The sequence below is a fragment of the Oleidesulfovibrio sp. genome, from assembly GCF_047973035.1.
Lineage (GTDB): Bacteria > Desulfobacterota > Desulfovibrionia > Desulfovibrionales > Desulfovibrionaceae > Oleidesulfovibrio.
The window spans coordinates 1-18,784 of sequence record NZ_JBKEBF010000031.1; the positions used below are offsets into that span (position 1 = coordinate 1).

At 51.0% G+C, this 18,784-nt stretch carries 18 protein-coding genes and 1 tRNA gene; 10 read left to right on the forward strand and 9 right to left on the reverse strand.

The window, feature by feature from the left end; genetic code table 11:
* Together ACK5LI_RS08830 and ACK5LI_RS08835 are read right to left on the reverse strand one after the other, a co-directional pair.
* The coding region (locus ACK5LI_RS08830; protein WP_416946413.1) for a transposase at positions 1-125 on the reverse strand (125 nt) is incomplete at its 3' end.
* Positions 126-326: 201 nt separating this feature from the next.
* A complete protein-coding gene (locus ACK5LI_RS08835) occupies positions 327-1,007 on the reverse strand; it encodes a response regulator (protein ID WP_416948338.1) in 681 nt (226 codons plus the stop codon).
* Between the two features lie 271 nt (positions 1,008-1,278).
* Between ACK5LI_RS08835 and ACK5LI_RS08840 the strand changes: the two genes are divergently transcribed.
* From ACK5LI_RS08840 to ACK5LI_RS08855, 4 genes are all read left to right on the forward strand, one after another.
* Complete coding sequence (locus ACK5LI_RS08840; protein WP_416948340.1) at positions 1,279-1,560, forward strand: phage regulatory CII family protein; 282 nt, start codon at positions 1,279-1,281, stop codon at positions 1,558-1,560.
* Between the two features lie 216 nt (positions 1,561-1,776).
* Positions 1,777-2,748, forward strand: coding sequence for a pseudouridine synthase (locus ACK5LI_RS08845; protein WP_416948342.1), 972 nt, complete (start codon positions 1,777-1,779; stop codon positions 2,746-2,748).
* Positions 2,749-2,882: 134 nt separating this feature from the next.
* The gene (locus tag ACK5LI_RS08850) at positions 2,883-4,466 is read left to right on the forward strand and encodes a hypothetical protein (protein ID WP_416948344.1); all 1,584 of its coding nucleotides are present in this window, start codon (positions 2,883-2,885) and stop codon (positions 4,464-4,466) included.
* Positions 4,463-5,284 carry a hypothetical protein gene (locus tag ACK5LI_RS08855; RefSeq protein ID WP_416948346.1) on the forward strand — a complete coding sequence of 274 codons (822 nt, stop codon included), beginning with the start codon at positions 4,463-4,465 and terminating at the stop codon, positions 5,282-5,284. The genes ACK5LI_RS08850 and ACK5LI_RS08855 overlap by 4 nt, the downstream gene beginning before the upstream one ends.
* Positions 5,285-5,430: 146 nt before the next feature.
* Here the strand turns inward: ACK5LI_RS08855 and ACK5LI_RS08860 are convergent, their stop codons facing one another.
* The 4 genes from ACK5LI_RS08860 to ACK5LI_RS08875 form a co-directional block, all read right to left on the reverse strand.
* Positions 5,431-6,237, reverse strand: coding sequence for an RNA methyltransferase (locus ACK5LI_RS08860; RefSeq protein WP_416948348.1), 807 nt, complete (start codon positions 6,235-6,237; stop codon positions 5,431-5,433).
* A 123-nt stretch (positions 6,238-6,360) separates the two neighbouring features.
* Positions 6,361-6,867, reverse strand: a complete 507-nt coding sequence (locus ACK5LI_RS08865; protein ID WP_416948350.1) for a DUF456 domain-containing protein — start codon at positions 6,865-6,867, stop codon at positions 6,361-6,363.
* A 2-nt stretch (positions 6,868-6,869) separates the two neighbouring features.
* On the reverse strand, positions 6,870-8,168 hold the full coding sequence (locus ACK5LI_RS08870) for a phenylacetate--CoA ligase family protein (protein WP_416948352.1): 1,299 nt from the start codon (positions 8,166-8,168) through the stop codon (positions 6,870-6,872).
* A gap of 215 nt (positions 8,169-8,383) precedes the next feature.
* Positions 8,384-9,409, reverse strand: coding sequence for a DUF1786 domain-containing protein (locus ACK5LI_RS08875; protein WP_416948354.1), 1,026 nt, complete (start codon positions 9,407-9,409; stop codon positions 8,384-8,386).
* A gap of 305 nt (positions 9,410-9,714) precedes the next feature.
* On the opposite strand from ACK5LI_RS08875, the gene ACK5LI_RS08880 reads away from it, so the two are divergent.
* The 5 genes from ACK5LI_RS08880 (at position 9,715) to ACK5LI_RS08900 (ending at position 14,178) form a co-directional block, all read left to right on the forward strand.
* Positions 9,715-9,800: transfer RNA gene (locus ACK5LI_RS08880), tRNA-Leu, on the forward strand.
* Between the two features lie 173 nt (positions 9,801-9,973).
* Positions 9,974-11,593 (forward strand): diguanylate cyclase, encoded by a 1,620-nt coding sequence (locus ACK5LI_RS08885; RefSeq protein WP_416948356.1) that lies wholly within the window; start codon positions 9,974-9,976, stop codon positions 11,591-11,593.
* 79 nt (positions 11,594-11,672) lie between these two features.
* Complete coding sequence (locus tag ACK5LI_RS08890) at positions 11,673-11,846, forward strand: transcriptional regulator (protein ID WP_416948358.1); 174 nt, start codon at positions 11,673-11,675, stop codon at positions 11,844-11,846.
* Between the two features lie 20 nt (positions 11,847-11,866).
* Positions 11,867-12,928 (forward strand): protein phosphatase 2C domain-containing protein, encoded by a 1,062-nt coding sequence (locus ACK5LI_RS08895; RefSeq protein WP_416948360.1) that lies wholly within the window; start codon positions 11,867-11,869, stop codon positions 12,926-12,928.
* 533 nt (positions 12,929-13,461) lie between these two features.
* The gene (locus tag ACK5LI_RS08900) at positions 13,462-14,178 is read left to right on the forward strand and encodes a superoxide dismutase (RefSeq protein WP_416948362.1); all 717 of its coding nucleotides are present in this window, start codon (positions 13,462-13,464) and stop codon (positions 14,176-14,178) included.
* 249 nt (positions 14,179-14,427) lie between these two features.
* On the opposite strand, the gene ACK5LI_RS08905 is transcribed toward ACK5LI_RS08900, so the two are convergent.
* Complete coding sequence (locus ACK5LI_RS08905) at positions 14,428-15,444, reverse strand: glycosyltransferase family 4 protein (protein ID WP_416948365.1); 1,017 nt, start codon at positions 15,442-15,444, stop codon at positions 14,428-14,430.
* A 114-nt stretch (positions 15,445-15,558) separates the two neighbouring features.
* Entirely contained in the window at positions 15,559-15,894 is a 336-nt protein-coding gene (locus ACK5LI_RS08910) for a hypothetical protein (protein WP_416948367.1), read from the reverse strand.
* A 338-nt stretch (positions 15,895-16,232) separates the two neighbouring features.
* Here ACK5LI_RS08910 and ACK5LI_RS08915 point away from each other — a divergent pair, with 338 nt between their 5' ends.
* Positions 16,233-17,189 (forward strand): AEC family transporter, encoded by a 957-nt coding sequence (locus ACK5LI_RS08915; RefSeq protein WP_416948369.1) that lies wholly within the window; start codon positions 16,233-16,235, stop codon positions 17,187-17,189.
* 112 nt (positions 17,190-17,301) lie between these two features.
* On the opposite strand, the gene ACK5LI_RS08920 is transcribed toward ACK5LI_RS08915, so the two are convergent.
* Positions 17,302-18,768: a sigma-54-dependent transcriptional regulator gene (locus tag ACK5LI_RS08920; RefSeq protein ID WP_416948372.1), complete on the reverse strand. Its 1,467-nt coding sequence runs from the start codon at positions 18,766-18,768 to the stop codon at positions 17,302-17,304.
* Positions 18,769-18,784: the final 16 nt, after the last annotated feature.

The following is an 18,784-nucleotide window of genomic DNA, read 5'->3' on the forward strand; positions in this document are numbered from 1 at the left end:
CGCAATATCTCACCCACTGCGCGCTTCTTCTCTCCGTAAAAAACTTGCCGCCGATACTTTGGCGCAAACACTACGTGGTATTTGCAGTTCCATTTTGTGTGGGCTAAACTCTTAGTGTCACCCATTGTGGCCTCCTTTTGATTTGCCACCTGCAGTTGCCAGACCGCAGGGATTAGTTAGCAAATCAAAAGGAGTTTTACTAATATCTCTATAGCTTTAAGCTTTACGGAACCCCCCGCCTAGCGGGGGGTTTTCTGCATACAATAAAGCCCGCTTCTGTAAGAAGCGGGCTTTTCTAATTTTGGCTCGGTTGAAAAACAGAAGGCTCAGGCATCTGACCGCATACGCAGAATTATACCCCGTTCCAGTGCCAGCGCGCGCAACTCTGCCGCGGAATGTACACCAAGCTTCTGCATCAGATTGGAGCGGTGCTTTTCTACAGTCTTCACGCTCACAACCAGCATCTCGGCAATTTCGCGGTTTTTATATCCTTCTGCCACAAGCTGAAATATTTCCTGCTCACGCGGAGTAAGCGTTTCCCAGCTGGAAGAAACAGACTGCCCACGGGCATCATTCAGATAGCCTTTTACAACTTCGTCTGAAACGCCGGGACTCAAATATATCTTACCGCCCAAGACAGACTCTACTGCAAGAATAAACTCATCATTGCTGGCGTCCTTAAGCACATAGCCGTCTGCTCCGGCGGCTAACGCCGCATAAACATACTCGCCTGCGCCATGCACGGTAAGCACAAGAACACGCATTTCCGGATGTTTTTTCTTGATCAGCCTTGTCGCCTGAACTCCATCCATACGAGGCATGGAAATATCCATCAGAACAAGGTCAGGCCGATGCTTGTCACAAAGCTCAACAACCATCTGACCGTCGCTGGCTTCTCCGGCAACAACCAGATGCGGAACAGATTGAAGCAAAGATTTCAACCCCTCACGCAAGAGGGTATGATCTTCTGCAATGATCAGCGAATACCCATCACCCATTGTTGACATACCTATCCCGCAAGGCGGCACCCTACCATCCTCGCTAATTAATAACGTCGCTAACAGTCGGGTAAGACTGCCAAATGCATCCTCTGTCGAAATTTATACCAGTTATAACCCCTACCACAAAAATACTACTGTTTCCATCGTAAAAATACAGCGCCACCTAATTTACGTAAAATTCATATCGTGCTGAAGTACATACCATGGAGTTCTTTTCTCATCTTGTGAATCGGCCCCACCCCACCGGCAGTAATCTCAACAAGGACAGGAGGAGATCATGCAAGATTCCGTCACTCGTATCACGCAATCCATGGTGCTCAACGCGAAACAGTCCAAGTGGGTCGCCGAACGTATCGGCAAGCCGTATCCGACCATGATGCGAGAGCTCAACCCTTATGACCAGAGCGCGAAGCTCGGGGCTGACACGCTTCTGGAAATCATGAAAGTAACCAACAACATCAGCGCGCTGGAATATATGGCCGCAGAGCTTGGCTATAAACTCACCCCCGGTGGTGCGCAAACTGAAGCCACCGAGTCCAAACAGGCAGAGTCTGCTTAATACGCAGACCGCCTGCATGCATGTTGCCTGCACGCAGTGCGGACCAATGCATAACGCAACCCGAGCCGGGCTGGCACTATGCCAGTCCGGTTTGCTTTTTTATCCGCAACTGCGGGCAGTCGAAACAACTTGTCAAACGACTGTAAATAACTCAGGTTGCTGAGCGGCATTTGCGCATGATAACTAGGCAGCATACTTTTCAGGCCTGAAATTTTTATGAAACGCTCACCACAATTTTCATTCACCGTACCTCTGGAGCACGACGGAGACCGTCTGGACGCAGCTCTTTGTTTTGCTTTTCCTGAAATCGGCGTGCGCGCACGCCGCCGCCTCTGGGATCATAACAAGGTTACAGTCAATGGTCATAACCGTCCTGCAGGATTCCGCGTACGCAACGGCGACGAGGTGAGGCTGACCCCCCTTCAACAGGAAGAAGCCTCATCGGAATTGACCGGAGCGCTGGCACTACAGACTGAGGTCAGCATTCTTTGCCTTGAAAAAAATTACGCTGCCGTCTTTAAGCCATCAGGTTTGCATTCTGCTGCCATAGCCTCTTCTCCCAGCCCCTGTGTTGAGGACATGCTGCCGAAGTTGTTCAGCAACCGGCAGAACAGTGCTCCGAAGCCTGAAGAAGCACGTCCTGCATTGCTTGTGAACAGGCTGGATAAAGCAACCTCGGGCATGCTCATTGTCGCCTTTGGCGAGCAGGCGGCTGAAGTCTTCCGCCACAATGAGCGCACAGGAAAAACAGAAAAGCTGTATCTTGCAGTGGTGCAAGGTGAACTGACCACCCCCCTGCTTTGTCCGTGGGAGCTGAACACCGACAACCGGACGATTACAACGGCTCTGCCCCGCGAGGAACAGGACCAGCTGCGGCACACGTCCGTGCTCCCCTTAGGGCCGGTTGAGTTTACAGACACCCCGCAGGCGAATCCCAAAACAACGCTGGTACTGGCTTCAATACACCGCGGTGCCCGTCACCAGATTCGCGCACATCTCGCCCATGCGGGCTATCCCATTGTAGGTGACAAGGTATACGGCAACTCTGCAGCCGCCCAGAATGATCCCCATCTTATGTACCTGCATCATTTCAAATTTGAAATGAAAGGCATCTCATGCATCTGTCCTCCCCGCTGGCCCCTATGGGACCAATGGGCAGCAGCGTTGAAAAGCCTTTGCCCGTCATAGCGGGCAACCCTCTCATATCTTCTCGGTGTAAACATTTATATTTTTTCCGGACAATCGTTTCTCCCGACACAGTTTACTTCTGCCACATTATTCTATATCGAATAACAAATACCGAATAACAACAGGAGTACACCATGGCCCGCACAGATCATGCTGCACGCATTCAAGCACTCAAACCCAATTTCGACCTGTTAAAAGAAAGACTGGCCATCGTGAACAGCGCCGCATCACAAGGTGACAACAACTTGCCGGAACAGTCTTCAACCGCTTTTGATCAGCCGCAAGTAAAAATCCGGGCGCATCTGCTCGAAACTATGAACAACCTGATTCTCGAGTCGGCCAGAGTTCAGGAAGGGTTAGCAGATGAGCGCGAAAAGCAGAATCTGGACAGTTCTCTTGCAGAAATTGAAACCGTAAAAAATACTGTAAGCAATATTCTGATGCGGGAACGCGAGCGTGCAAAAATGACCATGCTTCCTTTACGCCGCAATGAACGCAAGAAAATGCGTGAGCTGGCCTCCTTCAAAGCCCGCAACGACCTGACCCGTGACGCGATTGTCCCCGAATCATCGCTGTTACAATTCGCACTTATCACCCTGATTATCCTCATCGAGTCGCTGTTGAACTCATGGCTTTTTCTTAAAGGTAATGCTCTCGGGCTGGTCGGCGGGCTTATTCAGGCAATGGCCATCTCTTGCCTGAACGTTGTCAGTGCGGCAAGCGTGGGCTACTTCGTTACACGTTATAAAAACCATGTTGATAAATTCTACCGCTGGGTAGCTTGCATGCTCACTGCTACATACCTGTTCATAAACTTCTGTTTTAACCTGATGGTCGGCCACTATCGGGAGCTTATGGAAGGGCCGATGCCTGAAAAGGCAATGCAGCAGGCATTCGGGCACTTCATGGCAAGCCCGCTCAACCTGTCCAACATGAATTCGATTATGCTTATAGCTATCGGGGTGCTGCTTTCATTACTTGGCCTTTACAAAGGGTACAGGTCCATAGGCGATATCTACCCCGGATACGGAAGACGCCTGAAGCAGTACTCGAATGCTCTCAATCAATACGAATCTTTCAAGCTTTCTTTTCAGGACACTATCATTACGTTGATGAATGAACAGCGTACCCTCATTAGAGAACTTACCAAAACTGCAGGCGAAAAATGCTCAAAATACAGGCAGCTACTTGAAGATGCCAAAGGGGTGAATCAGGCCGCGGGCATTGTAGCAGAGCAAATTGACGCAACGTATAATCGCCTTCTCAAAGAATATCGTAAAATAAACAAAGAAGTTCGAACAGTTCCGGTGCCGGCTTATTTTGAACACAGCGATACATTGACTACTGAGGCCAGATACACGCCTGTGGATTTTTCGAACGAAGAAAGCCAATTGCAGACAATGATAAAGCAGAAAGCTGTCATTGTGGCAAAGGCTGACGAAGCAACCAATGCAACGTTTGTTAACGAAAAAGACGCATTGGAACGCCTTAAGTTTGTCTTAAAGGATCTTGAAGAAGAAGTGGACAGAGAGCTGGATGAGTTGCAGCGGGAGGTAAACGATGCAAGAAACCGCGCTGCAGCAGGACTGCCAGAAAAACAAGATCGGGCCGGACTGTTAAGCAAGGAGTTTGAGTCTGCCGGGACAACCTTTGAAGCAGGGTACGAAGCAGGACAAAGCTTCGGAGAAAGCTCCGCAGTGCAAAGGCGGGAAGTATGATTCGCGAACTGCTGAAACGAAAAGCGGCGATCCGGTCTTCCATCCTTTGCACAGGTACAACGATCTGCACTCCGTATTCAAGACGTAACAGGAGCACTGTCCTTGGCATTGCCATTCTTATCGGTGTCCTGATTCTGTTTGCGAGCGTCGTTACCTATGTGGCCGACACCCAAAGTGCACCGCCGCCACCACTGCTGCATCACACGGTGCTTCTGCTGGACAGAACGGACCCGCTTCCGCCGGAAATCAATGCGTTGGTTGCATCACGTCTGGAAAGGCTGAAGCAAAAATTGCCAACGGGAGCAATGCTAACAGTGGCAGAAATTAATGCGACCTCAGGCGGCAACCTTAAGCCGCTCATTCAGCTGCGCAAGCCCAGAAGCATAGGCTCCATGACAACAGAAAATGTGGAAAAGATAGCTTCTGACTATAAGCAGACATGGGAGCAAAGGATAGACGCGCTTTCGAAGCAACTGACAACAGCAGTGACAGAATCAATCGAAACGTCACCTATCATGGAAACAACGCAGCGGCTGGAAGATCTGCCGGAATACTCTGCTGCAATACCCAGAAGAGAGCTGATTATCATTTCTGACATGCTGCAAAACAGCAGAATCGTAAGTGTCTACAAAAACGAGTTATTCTTCAGCGATATGCAGCACAGTATCTGGCCTGACTTTTCTAACATCCACGTAACAGTGTATCAGGTGACACGCACAACACAGAACAATCGTTCCAAGCAAACGTTCCAACTGAACAACTTCTGGAAAGATTTTTTCTTACGCTGTGGCGCTACTGTTGAATGGCATATAGTTTAAGCCCCCCGGCACAAACTGCGCAGGGCCTGTTACCATTGTGGCAACAGGCCCTGTGCTATTTTCTAATTATTCACTAAAGCTCACCGTTACAAGATCAGCTACAGCCAGCTTAAACGGCTCATGCAAACATGTCCGTTTTCATCAGGCTATGCATCGGACTTATTCTGTTGCGCTTCCCTGCCTGCATCCTCAGTAACTTGCTTTGCATCTTGCGGTACATTTTCACCGGCAATGCGTACAAGGCGCTTCACCTGCCTGCAAACGCCCATTAGCATATCAAACTCGTGCCTGCGCATAGAAGTTTTTTGCATAAAGCGGCGAACGGGCAACATAAAGTATTCAGGATTGTCATCTCGCAAATAATCAATCGCAAGAAGTGTTTCCTGAAGTGTTGCAAACAGCACTTCCTGCTCCTTGTGCGTCACCAGCCGCGAGGTTGACCCTCCGTCTTTATGAAAAGGTCTGGTATCAGACAGCTTGAAGCATTCATACAAAAGAATCAGTACGGCCTGCGCAAGGTTCAGCGAACTGGCTTCGCTTGTCGGAATGGTGACAAGACGGGAGCAGATTTCAGTTTCCTCGTTCGTCAGGCCACGATCTTCGCGCCCGAAAACAAAAGCCACCTTGCCGCCTGCGGCAATCTCGTTCTGCACCAGCGGAGCCGCAGATTCAGGAGACAAAATCTGTCTACGCCAGCCGCCCGTGCGGGCAGTAGTACCAAAAACAGCAGTATACGGAGCCAAGGCCTCTTCCAACGTGTCTGTCAGGCGTACGTTTTCAAGCACGGGAACGCCTTTGGGCGTAGCAAGCGGGATAGACTTTTCCAGATTCCAGCGCTCCGGCGCTACTACAACCAATTCAGAAACGCCCATATTAGCGCAGGCGCGTGCCACCATACCTATATTTTCGGGAAAGCGCGGTGACACAAGCACCACAGCTACATTCTCAAGCATTGTCTGCTGTCCTTACGTTACAAAAAAATAACACGGCGCAAAGCATCACTGCCTTGCGCCGTAGTCATATTCATTTCAGTAACAGGATGCAATCAGTCTGTCAGCACCGCACAGCGGGAACCATTACGCCCACAGATGCGGGATAGTCATGCTGACTATCCACACGCCGATACCGAATTTAAGCGACAGCCCCAGAAAGCGCCCCAGAAAAGTACCCATCGCCGCTTTGCGTGCTTCGTCTCCGGAGCGGCCAAGGCCAAGCTCCATAACCAGACAGCCAAGATACGCACCCCCAAGAGCACCAAGCAGCGCCCCGAGGCCAAGGAAAAAAGGCGCACCTAATATGGCACCGGCAATACCGCCGATAAAGCCGCCCAGAGTACCGCGCCCTGTACTGCCGTAGCGTTTGGCGCCCAGCATCTGAATACCGAATTCCAACACCTCACCCGCTACGGCAAGCCCGCCGATAATAATAAAAAACGTCATATCCATGGAAACTGCTTCGGGATGCAGCCACTTCCACAACCCTGCAATTCCCAGCACTACCCAGTTAGCGGGCAAGCCGAAAATATGCAGACCCAGAGTAAGCACCATAAGGATGATTACAAATATAGCGATAGCTGTTTCCACTGTTACTCCTTCTCGCGCAGATCAACCACACGAATGGCCTTGCCTTCGCTCTTGGGCAGCGATCCTGTCTGCACCAGATCCACGCGGGGGGTTACCAGAATTTCATCGCGCAGTTGCCGTACAATGGCCTTCTGCAAGCCGGTCAGAACGCGCATATCTTCGATAAAGTAACCGTCGCGGATTTCCACTTTAATTCTGAGCTGATCAATAAAGTCTTCACGCGTCAGCTCAATCACATAGTTCTGGCCAACTTCGGGGAAGCCCATAAGAATCTGCTCAATCTGCATGGGGTAAATATTTACGCCCTTGATAATCATCATATCATCAGCACGGCCCAGAATACGGTCAATGCGGCGATGCCGGCGACCGCATGCGCAGGTGCCGGGCAAGAAACGGGTAAGGTCGCGCGTGCGATAGCGCAGAATCGGCATTCCTTCGCGGCACAGCGTGGTCATTACCAGCTCGCCCACTTCGCCATCCGCTACGGGTTCCAGCGTTTCGGGATTTACTATTTCCGCGATAAACGCATCTTCCCATACATGCATACCGTCCTGATGTTCACACTCGAAGGCAACACCGGGACCGTTCATCTCTGAAAGCCCGTATGAGTTAAACGCCTTCAGCCCCAGCATTTTTTCAATACGTTGCCTGATTTCCTCTGTATGCGGCTCTGCACCGATAAGTGCAATTCTGCACGGCAGCGCATCGCCGCCAAGGCCTTCTTCTTCCAGTGCAGCACCCAGATACAAAGCATATGACGGAATGATATGCAGAACAGTCGCGTTGAAATCGTGAATAAACTTGATCTGGCGCTTTGTATTACCGGGGCCTACAGGAATGGTATGGCACCCGAGGCGCTCTGCGCCGTAATGGATACCAAGGCCGCCGGTAAACAGGCCATAGCCCGATGTATTCTGAAATACGTCTTCAGGTCGTACGCCGACCATGTGCATACAGCGCGCCACAAGGTCTGCCCACGAATTCAGGTCGTTCTGCGTATGATGCACAACCGTGGGGGCACCTGTAGTGCCACTGGAAGCATGCAGGCGGACAAGGTCTCTGGCAGGCACAGCCACCAGACCAGCCGGATATTGCTCCCGCAGATGATTTTTTGTAGTGGGAGGAATACGGCGCAGATCGTCAAGAGTTTTGATGGAGTCAGGAGTGATTCCCGCCTCTTTGAACTGCTCTGCATAAAAAGGAGATTTTGCGGCCTGTTGCACTGTGTTGCGCAAACGTACCAACTGAACGCGCTCTATCTCTTCACGGCTCCATGTTTCGGCCTTATCAAAAAACTCCATTCCAGTCCTCTCTTAAGCCACGGGCTCTGTATGCATAATTGCCGCATTACGCGGGAAAACGTGGCGATTTTACGGTGAGTAACGAAAATGTCAAATACAACAACTGCGGTAGTACAAAAAAACATACACAAACAAAGCAACCCGCCGGATAACGCATTCACCGGCGGGTTATGATAATAACCTTCGATTCAGCCGGAATATGGCAAAAAATGACGCTACAGGCCTAGCCCGTACAACATGCCAAAGCAGCCTGCGAGCATCATATCCGCGCCGGGTGCTATAAACTGTCCGTGCCCTTCCAGCATGGCTCGTCTGGGTCCCAGAATAAACGTCGGACGGAAGCTTTCGGCTTCTTCCGGCACATCATTGAACATACAGCCGTGACCGCCGCTGGCCCGTACCTGTTCGTCCGGCAACCATGTACGGCGAAACTCCATCAAGTCATGCAACAGGGCATCCGTATCCAGCATACCGGTATGATGCTCATATACGCCGTAAACGCGCTCGCGGTAGACAAGAAACGCCACAGTGTGGCTGTTGCCCACATTTACTACGGTAACACCGTGTCTGTGGCTGCGTTGTGCTATCTCCGGCATGGAAAGGGCCCCGAGAACCGCCGCCGCACCAGAATCACACACCGGACCACCGCCGATGGCTTTCTGCAGCGCTGCAAGACGGGTCAGTTCCTGCGGCACATCATTAAAAATCAAAGACGCCGGATTTCCGTCGTGTTCTGCCAGAAAACGGCGCCACAACACAAAACGACCTTCACGATTGGAAGAGTCGGGAAAATATCCGTGGTCCTGAACCGCAGCCATGACCATGTCAGGATACTCCAGCACCGCTGTACTCAGCATAGACTGCCAGAAAGAAGGATCATAATCGGTCTGATGCACCGGAACATATCCCTGCGGGCAGGCAGCTTCCACGGCAACGCCCATCTGCCTGACACGCTCGGGGTTGTCATGAATAGCAGGCGCGGCATCGGGATGCGCACAGATTAACAGCCCTGCTTCCAGATGTTTTTTTACAGCCCCGAAAAAACCGCCTCCCATGTTGCTGCCGTACAGATAGACATTCTTTCCGGCAGCAGTCAGCGCGGCGATGCGCTTTGCTACCATCTTGGCAGGCGAAGGCAATACAAATTTGGGTCTGTTTTCAGGCTCTATATCGGGAATATGCAACAGCACATCCTGTGTTCCGCTGCCGATATCCAGACACAGAACAGTGGACTTAGTCATTGAATAGTGCTCCTTGGCGTTTCGAAACGGCACCCTGTGGTTGCCGTCTGCGGCATCCTATCCGCAAGCGGTATCCAGCGCAATGTGCAGCAGATAACCGGCAACCCCATTGAGAAAAAATATCTGCTCTTCAGCCCTGCAAACTTAGATTCACTCCAGACAGCAGAACCTGCACGGCGTGTGCCTGCTTTCTGCATCCGTTCATTACTTTTTTTATTTTTTTACAAAAAGTTCTTGCCAAGAAGGTTGAGTTCCGTATACATACTGCCTCCGCGCCGACACGAAAAAAGTTGACGCGATTAGGGGCCGAGGTGGTGGAATTGGTAGACACGCTATCTTGAGGGGGTAGTGGATTACGTCCGTGCGGGTTCAAGTCCCGCCCTCGGCACCATGGAAGCAAAAGCTCTGATCGTAAGATCAGAGCTTTTTTCATTTTGCCACCTAATTCACGTAGACTTGCCACTTATTCTTTTGCGAGAATAGACAAAAAAACATTCTCTGCGTAAAATACCTAAGCATTTTCAATGGAATTATGTAGCAACCAAACCAGCAGGACGCACATTCATGGCAGGCCCTCAGTCTATAGCTGCTCGCCTCAGAGCATTTTCCATACTCCTTGTAACCATTCCACTATGTGTCTCTGTAATAACCTTCCTGCTGGTAATTCGTGGAATTGTTGTTGATTCCAGTCATCGCGACATCGTTGTCGAACTGAAGCATCATAAATTTCTGGCCGAAGACTGGCTTAACTATCGTCTGCGGGATGTATTCTTTTTTGCGCAGAACAGAATACAAAAAACAAGTGACATTAATATGTTACAAGTTGGCCTGCGTAATTTCTTAACCTTCCATAGCTCTTTTGACACTGTTTTTTTTATTCCACCCGAAGGAAGCTTTGTAGTCGGTCCATACGACAAAAGCAGCCTTGATGTTGCAGACAGAGAGTATTTCAAACAGGCACAGCAAGGAATTCCCACTATATCCAACCTGCTTGCCGGAAGATACACGCGGCAGCCTACAGTGGTATTTGCCGCGCCGTTACCGTTCAAAAATGGCAAATTTCAAGGCCTGATAATTGGCAGTCTGGGGTTGCAGGGAATTAACGAAATCCTTTCACATCTGCGCCGCACCCAAAACGATCAAACCTATATGGCTACCCGCGAAGGATTTTTGCTTACAACGCGCCTGATCAACGGCCAAGTGGTTCATCCGCAATACGACAATCAGGGACACGCCACTCTTAAAACAACATTACCCCCTGCCAACTCGCTTCATAAGCCTACTTTTTATAAAAATGACGCTGGCAATTTCGTTTTGGGGGCCAGCCAGCCCCTTAAGAATGACGAATGGGTGCTCGTTCAGGAACGCCCCCTTGATGAATTCCTCTATGGATACGGCTGGATACTGTTGATGACTATCGCAGGTGCACTGATTTCTATCGCACTGTTGACGCCTTTCCTCATCCGGCTGGCAAGGCGTATCACCCTGCCCTTAAAATCACTCACCGTAATGGCTGAAGAAATCACCCACGGCCAATACGACAATGAGTGCCCGCTGCTGGATACAGAAGACATGCCGGTTGAAATTAAACGACTGTATGAAAACTTTTGTTTTATGGCGGAGCGAGTGTCACAGCAGGTAACGGATCTGGAATACCTTTCATACTGTGATACGCTTACAGGTATGCGTAACCGCCGCTACCTTACCCGTGAGGGGCCAAGGCTTATCAACTTATGTGAACGGGGTAACACCCCTTGCAGTTGTCTGATACTTGATATCGACCATTTTAAAAATGTTAATGACACATGGGGCCACGACACTGGTGACATAGTTCTGCAAAACACGGCAAGAACCCTTTCATCCATGCTCCGCGCAAGTGATATTGCCATACGTATGGGTGGTGAAGAATTCGCAATCCTTGCGCCTCATACAGACAAAGAGGCAGCCATGACACTTGCAGAGCGCATCCGCTCCGCAATTGAGCAAAAAAAGATCACCGCAGGAGAAAATAGCCTCAACATTACCGTCAGCACTGGTGTTGCGTTACTTGCCCCGAATGTTACTTTTGGCTCAACCAAGCTTGACGACATGCTGATCAAAGCGGATAAAGCCCTGTATATGGCAAAATCCAACGGGAGAAACCGTTGCGAACAATGGGCAGAGACTACACCTCCTGACACTTAATAGGAATTATTCCGAAATATATTGACAAGCATCGCCTTAAGTGCTAATAATAGCTACTATCAAATTTAGGAGTATATCCATGGAAGATAAAGTTCTTGATGCAATGAAAGAAGCAGGAAAGCCTGTTCGCCCCGGTGAAGTTGCCGATAAGCTCGGCGTAGACAGCAAAGAAGTTTCCAAAGCGATCAAAACCCTGAAAGAAGCAGGCAAGATCCACTCTCCCAAACGTTGTTACTACGCACCCGTTGAATAGTTGCGTTTTCAACAATGGCCATGATGGACACAAAGGAGCGGTTTTCCGCTCCTTTTTTTATTCAATCAAAGAAGGCTATCAATACCCTAACAAAGCATCAGGCTTTTCAATGCGACAACCCGCCAAAGCTGCATTATGCTTCTATGATGTCTCAAGCAGCCCCTTTACAAACCGGAATACCGCAGCGCTCAGAACCGCTCTGCTCCGAGGTCTTCTCGCATACAGCCTGCACGGTCTACCAGACAGGCTCAACCGGCATTAACGAGGACAGGCTTTTTGCCAGCGCCCCTCTGTACGCCGTAGTGGACGGTGCATCCAGCCTGGTAGATACATTATATAACGGACGCACGGGGGCAGAACAAGCCGCACAATGCATCTATAAGGAGTTCTCTGCGTACTATCAGGATCGCGTCCGCAACAAGAAGCACCTGCCTCTATCGCAGGCTGCACATTCTGCCAACAGTCTTCTGGCCGAACACATGCTATCTTACGGCATCAACTGCAAAACAGCAGATCCAAAACAACGTTTGCGTCTGTGGTCGGCCAGTGCGGCAGCCGTATGGATTAACGACAGTCATGCCGAGTGGATGCAGATAGGGGACAGCCAGATCGTCTTCATCAAAAATGGCGGCAGCTGGTATATGCCCGCAAAAAACGCAGACCATGACAGACAGACCATGATCCACTGGAAGGAACTTTCGCAGCAAGGCATAACAGACATCCGTACTGCCCTGAAAAGCGACATAGAATCGGTACGGCTGCAGATGAACAGGACATTCGGGGTTCTTAACGGCGAACAAGCCATGTCCTCATTTTTGCAAACCGGCGCTGTTCCGTTAAATGACATCGCGCATATTCTTATCTTTACTGACGGCCTGACCATGCCTTGTGCTGAACCCCGACAAGGCACTGACTATACCGCATTGTGCGATGCGTACCTTCGCGGCGGCCTTTCAGAATTACACAACACGATTACGCAAATACAGGCCAGCGATCCCGCGTGCACTATGTACCCCCGCTTTAAATGCCATGACGATACCGCTGCCATTGCCTTATCTGTTTCTTCTGAAAACAAGCGCTAACCACTGCCTGCATACACCACAGCTCTTGCATCATCACGTTATCACAGCCCGACAAGCCAAAACTCCGCCCCAAAAAACTGTATCCTGATTGGATAGCAGATGGTTACCATGCCTTAAGAAAGTTTTTCCGGCGCAACATAGTTGCCTGCCATAGTGTTCAGTGCCGTTTTCCTGCTTGCAGCAGCTTTCCCTTTTTCCCCACCGGCGGGAACATATAAAACTCCGCCCTCGGATGCCTCCTTTGTTTCTGTACAAAAGGCGAGACCTGCCCCATATAACAATCTGATATCGTACTAAAACTGGAACGCCTCTGTCATATGCCGGAGCAGCGAACGACATGAGCAATAAACACAGTGCGCAGTAAATGCCATAATCAGAGGATGCAAAAAGACACCTTACGATAACAACGCACTACATCAATTCCTTTCCGTTCAGCATCGTTAAGCGATTGACTATATCAACGCATTATTACAAAGTTACATACTGATATTTCTCTATGATGCATTTAAAACTGCATAACGCAGGAGGACATCATGCAACCAAGCAATGCAGGATTCAAACTGGCCCTGAACAGGCGGCAATTCATGAAACTTGCCGCCGGAGCTGGAGTTCTGGCAGGAGCCTCAATCATAGGCATTTCCCCGTTTGCCTTTGCAGCTGAAGCGTTCCCGCTCCCCGCCTTACCTTATCCTGAAAATGCGCTGGAACCGTACATCTCTGTCAAAACCATCAGCTTCCACTACGGCAAACACACAAGGGCCTATTATGCCAACACCGGCAAACTGGCAGTCGGTCAGGCAGGTACTCCATTGCATGATGTGTTTCTGAACGCCGCAAAAAACAAAGATCAGCAAGCGCTGTTTAACAACGCAGCACAAGCATGGAACCATACTTTTTACTGGAACGGCATGAAGCCCAGCGGTGGGGGCCTTCCTAGCGGCAAGCTTATGGAACAGATAACCGCATCATTCGGAAGTTACGAAGCCTTCCGCGATGCATTCTCTGCAGCTGCAAAAGGACAATTCGGTAGCGGCTGGGCATGGCTGGTGCAAAACAAGGACAAGATGCTGGAAGTAGTCGCCACGCCAAATGCTGCCAACCCCATGGTGGACGGCAAAATGCCGATTCTCGTCTGTGACGTGTGGGAGCACGCATATTATCTGGACTATCAGAATCGAAGAGCAGACTACGTAAAGAACTTTCTGGAGCATCTTGTGAACTGGGAAGAAGCGGCCAGACATTTAGCTTGATAATCAGGCAGGAGAAATTCATACCTCCATAAAACAGGGCGGATAGGGCAAGCCGGAGTGTTTCCAGTCATGTTCTGTCCGCCCGCATTGCGTTCCATGCTCTGCACGGGAGCACAGTCAACGCACCTGTTGTACTTCAACGTGGTCGAACTGATAAGCCCGACAACCTGTCTGCCGACAACGTCCTTATATGACTTTCGCCCGCGGCGTTGCCGAGTCTGGCAAACAGCAGAAACAGACAAACAGAAATTAACTGTCAGCAATCTGCTTATAGACCTGCTCCACCCGCCTGAACACTCTCTCCCACGAATACATGGACAGCAGCGTAGTAACCTTATGACATGCTTCGTCTGAAGTCGGCACTGCGGTATTCCTCAGCTGAACCGCCAGCGCATCCGCAAGGTGCATTTCAAATACGGCTTCGTCGTCCGAGACCGGTGTATCAACGCCTTGCATACGTGGCAGCGGAACCAATGACACAACATCCTGCGGCAATGCTGAAAACACCTCGTCCACTCCATCCAGCCTGGTAGCAACAAGCCTGCATCCGCAGGCCAGAGCTTCAAGCAGAACAAGCGGTAAGCCTTCAAAAAAAGACGGCAAAACAAACACATTGGCAGCCCGCAACAATTCCGCCAGTTTCGGCTGTGCCACATTGCCATGCAGGCGAACCCTGTCGCCCAGCAGTGCAGCCAGCCGGATACACTCATCGTATTCAGCCCCTGTTCCTCCACCGCAAATATCCAGCACAAAGTTCTGCCCGTTGTTCAGCAGACCGGCACACGCGCTCAGCAACCACGGCACACCCTTGGCTCGGGATAACTTCCCCGCGTAGACAATGCGCAAAGGCCCGTCTGCGATATTGGCCTGCCATGGCCCCTCACTGCCGAACAGGCTGCCATTAAAGCCCGCCCCCGTCACGTGAATGCGATCAGGGTCAATACCATACAGACCGGTGAGTTCCTGCTTCTGCACCCCAGAAAGGGCCAGTACCGCATCAAGGGAGCGGCAGTCACCCGCTACATGCTCCGCAATGCGCGGTATGCTGCGAAACTGGCGCAAATCAGAGCCGTGGCACGATGCAACCACGGGGATATGCGGATACAGCCTCTTTGCCAGAGCAGTGACAACCCACAAGTGGTTACTGTGAATTATATGCGGCCGGAACTGCTCGACAGCACGGGTAAGACAGCCGCTGAAGCAGTTTTCGTAGGCAGCCAGCTGGCTTTCATCAAGATCAGACCAGCGGCTGGATTCATAGGGCATAACATCGCTCATACCTGTTACGGGAAACGGCAACTCACTGCCGAACCGGACAAACGAAGCAAATGAACACAGGCAGACAGAACCGGCTGAGAAATTATCCTGCGCAGCCTCCCCTTATTGCACAGGCAGACATTGTTCAGCTATAACCGCAACGGGCAACACATTGCCCCCCGCATCTTCAGATACAACAACCCCATCGGCATCTGCACCTGAGTCCTCAGTTGGCAGGAGCCCCGAAACCTGTTCCGCGTCCTTACTGCCGGAAGGCGCCTGATTCTGAATCACCTGCCCCTGAACCGCCAGCTCCCGAGGCACCACAAATTCTGCAGGCACACCAGCCACTATGGCATTGTCATGCCCTGCTGACAGAGAGCACCTCATCATGGCAAGAGTGTATACACCGCTGCCTGTCATTTCAGGCCGCTGGCTAAGCAGGTGGAGTATGCGCATGCATCTGCCCTTACTGTATTGTACCTTGTTACACAACAATCAAGCTGGCTCCGGAACCATATGACAAGCCTTCGTGCCCGCTTTCATCCACCCGTTCCGTATTGCTCACTTCCCTTCACAGTTGTATACTTTCCGGTGGTTGCGTAGCTGCTGCTCCTGAATAACGGGGTAAAACGGCCCTGCCCGCCGGGCTTTATCGTTGCCTGCCGGCGGGCACGCCTATGTAACAGCCAGCCCTTTGCGAATGCCTGCTCCCAGCGGAGTCCAAGCTGCAAACGGGCCGAAAAACTTACGCAACACGTACGTCACAATCTGCTTTTTTCACACTCAGGATTTTCATGCTTACTATTTTCTATACCATTCTGCCTGTCTTTTTGCTCATCATCGTGGGTGGATATGTACAACGTGCAGGCTGGCTACCCAAAGACGGCGCAGCCGCCCTGAACCAATATGTCTACCGCATTGCCCTGCCTGCGCTTCTGTTTGGCGCAATTGCACAGGCCTCGCCTGAAAGACTGCTGAAAGGTTCATTCATCGGCGCACTGCTTTTGGGCCTGGCAATCTGTTACGGGCTGTCCTTTGCACTTTTCAGACTGTTTTATCGGGCTTCGATACCGCTGGCTGGCTTTCAGGCATTTACCGCCACTTTTGCCAATGCTGCGTTTCTGGGGTTACCGATTCTTATGGCACTGTTCCCCGACAATCCGGACGTAGTGCTTGTCATGGGTATATACACGCTGTTTACCATGCCTTTTGTACTTATGGGCATTGCCATGCTTGAACTGGGCAGGCAGCAAAGAAACGGTACTGACACTGGAGCAATCTGGCGGACAGTCTTCCGGTCACTTATCAGCAATCCAATTCTGCTGGCGACGGGCGGTGGTCTCATTTTATCCCTTTCCGGCATGGCACTGCCACAATGGCTGGAGTCCGTGTGCAACATGCTGGGGTACACTGCTTCACCCTGTGCCCTTATCGCCGTGGGCATGGTGCTGGCATTACAGGCGCAGATGACCGGAGGGCCAAAGCCGGACGCGGGTTATCAGGCAGTTTCCGGATGCATCAAACTTATAGTTCATCCTGCTCTTGTATGGGCAGGCATGAAGCTTTTCGGTGTAGAAGGAGAATGGATTGCCATGGGTGTCCTTATGGCAGCCATGCCGATGGGAACTCTGGCCTTTGTGCTGGCAGAAACGTACAATACAGATTGCGCGAACACTTCAGCCTCAGTACTGCTGACCACTATCTTTTCGTTCTTTACAGTCTCAGCCGCCATGGCTCTTTTGTCTGGTTAACATCCTGCTGTTACAAACAAAAGCGCCGCCTCTGGAACACTCCGGCGGCGGCGTTTTATTGCTTTTCAGCCTCTATTACTTTTCATCAGGACAACCGACTTAAAAGACAGAGCTACTTAAACCGTGCTACGTTCACATCCAACCTTGAAAGAATCTTCTGCAATGCAACACGTGAAAGGCCGGAAAGCCTTGCAGCTTCTGATATATTACCGCCGGAGAAGGTCAACAGGTCACGCAGGTACGCCATTGTAAAATCGTCCACCACTGTGGCTTTGGCATCTTTATACGGTACAAAACCTTCACCGCTGCGAAAATTAATCTTTGAAGTGAGTCCGGTTGCGGCTGCAGGGGATCGCATTCCGCTTCCCTGTTCAACCATTCTGATGCAGTCCATATCCACAACGGCCCCGCTACAAAACACAGTAAGCCTGCGTATGAAGTTTTGCAGCTCACGCACGTTGCCGGGCCAGCCCCTATGCGACAACCACTCTGTAACCTCCGGTTGCAACTCTTTTTCCGGCAGTCCCATTTCGGCACAAGCCTTGCGCAAAAAGTAATGTGCAAGCAAAGGAACGTCTTCAACGCGGTCACGCAACGGAGGCAAGGTAATGGTCAGGACGTTCAAACGGTAATACAAATCTTCACGGAACGACTTGTCTGCAATACGGGCTTCCAGATCCTGGTTTGTGGATGCCACAACACGCACATCAACTTTTTCTGCCTTGCTGACACCTACCGGACGAATTTCACCATCCTGCAGGCAACGAAGCAGCTTGGTCTGAATCGCAGATGAAATATCACCGATTTCATCAAGATGCAGCGTGCCGCCACTGGCAACCGCAAACAGACCTTTATGGTCACGGTCTGCGCCGGTAAAAGCACCCTTCACATGGCCGAAGAGCTCACTCTCAAGCAGATTTTCTGGAATTGCCGGGCAGTTTACCGCCATAAACGGTTTGGTTGCACGATTGCCGAGCCGGTGCACAAGGCGTGCAACCAGTTCTTTGCCGGTACCTGATTCACCCCGTACCAACACCGTGTAGTCAGACTGTGCCACTGCCGCAATGGTACGCTTCAGCTGCTGCATGGCGCGGCCTTCGCCCACCAGTTCCCCGGGTTCGCCCCCCAATGAAAGAATCTGCCGCAGCCTGTTGTTTTCTTCCAGCAACCTGCTGCGTTCCAGCCCTTTTGAAACCGCGCTGAAAAGCTGGTCTGGCTCAATGGGCTTGGTAAGAAAATCGTATGCACCAAGGCGAAGCGCCTCGACAGCCGTTTCGATAGTGCCATGCGCCGTCAGCACAACCATACTGAGCTGAGGCTGTACGGAAAGAGCCTGTGTAAGCAGCTGTAACCCGCCCATCTCCGGCATGCGCAAGTCTGTCATCATCAGATGAACGGTACGCTCACCCAGAACTTCCAGAGCCTCGCGCCCGCTGAATACGGGAACAACGTCAATATCACGAAAACGACTGGAAATAAGTCGCGCCAATCCACTTGCAAAGTCGCGTTCATCATCGACAATCAGCAGGCACATTCTGCCTGTGTCTGCCAAAGCGGTGCGAGATGAATTTTCCGACATGTCTTTTGCTGCTCCT

What these genes read in the sequence shown, in the direction of transcription:
- ACK5LI_RS08840 (WP_416948340.1), top strand. Translation starts at nt 1,279, where the DNA reads ATGCAAGATTCCGTCACTCGTATCACGCAATCCATGGTGCTCAACGCG.
- ACK5LI_RS08900 (WP_416948362.1), top strand. Translation starts at nt 13,462, where the DNA reads ATGCAACCAAGCAATGCAGGATTCAAACTGGCCCTGAACAGGCGGCAA.
- ACK5LI_RS08845 (WP_416948342.1), top strand. Translation starts at nt 1,777, where the DNA reads ATGAAACGCTCACCACAATTTTCATTCACCGTACCTCTGGAGCACGAC.
- ACK5LI_RS08835 (WP_416948338.1), bottom strand. Translation starts at nt 1,007, where the DNA reads ATGTCAACAATGGGTGATGGGTATTCGCTGATCATTGCAGAAGATCAT.
- ACK5LI_RS08910 (WP_416948367.1), bottom strand. Translation starts at nt 15,894, where the DNA reads ATGCGCATACTCCACCTGCTTAGCCAGCGGCCTGAAATGACAGGCAGC.
- ACK5LI_RS08875 (WP_416948354.1), bottom strand. Translation starts at nt 9,409, where the DNA reads ATGACTAAGTCCACTGTTCTGTGTCTGGATATCGGCAGCGGAACACAG.
- ACK5LI_RS08895 (WP_416948360.1), top strand. Translation starts at nt 11,867, where the DNA reads ATGATGGACACAAAGGAGCGGTTTTCCGCTCCTTTTTTTATTCAATCA.
- ACK5LI_RS08905 (WP_416948365.1), bottom strand. Translation starts at nt 15,444, where the DNA reads ATGCCCTATGAATCCAGCCGCTGGTCTGATCTTGATGAAAGCCAGCTG.
- ACK5LI_RS08885 (WP_416948356.1), top strand. Translation starts at nt 9,974, where the DNA reads ATGGCAGGCCCTCAGTCTATAGCTGCTCGCCTCAGAGCATTTTCCATA.
- ACK5LI_RS08920 (WP_416948372.1), bottom strand. Translation starts at nt 18,768, where the DNA reads ATGTCGGAAAATTCATCTCGCACCGCTTTGGCAGACACAGGCAGAATG.
- ACK5LI_RS08860 (WP_416948348.1), bottom strand. Translation starts at nt 6,237, where the DNA reads ATGCTTGAGAATGTAGCTGTGGTGCTTGTGTCACCGCGCTTTCCCGAA.
- ACK5LI_RS08850 (WP_416948344.1), top strand. Translation starts at nt 2,883, where the DNA reads ATGGCCCGCACAGATCATGCTGCACGCATTCAAGCACTCAAACCCAAT.
- ACK5LI_RS08855 (WP_416948346.1), top strand. Translation starts at nt 4,463, where the DNA reads ATGATTCGCGAACTGCTGAAACGAAAAGCGGCGATCCGGTCTTCCATC.
- ACK5LI_RS08870 (WP_416948352.1), bottom strand. Translation starts at nt 8,168, where the DNA reads ATGGAGTTTTTTGATAAGGCCGAAACATGGAGCCGTGAAGAGATAGAG.
- ACK5LI_RS08915 (WP_416948369.1), top strand. Translation starts at nt 16,233, where the DNA reads ATGCTTACTATTTTCTATACCATTCTGCCTGTCTTTTTGCTCATCATC.
- ACK5LI_RS08890 (WP_416948358.1), top strand. Translation starts at nt 11,673, where the DNA reads ATGGAAGATAAAGTTCTTGATGCAATGAAAGAAGCAGGAAAGCCTGTT.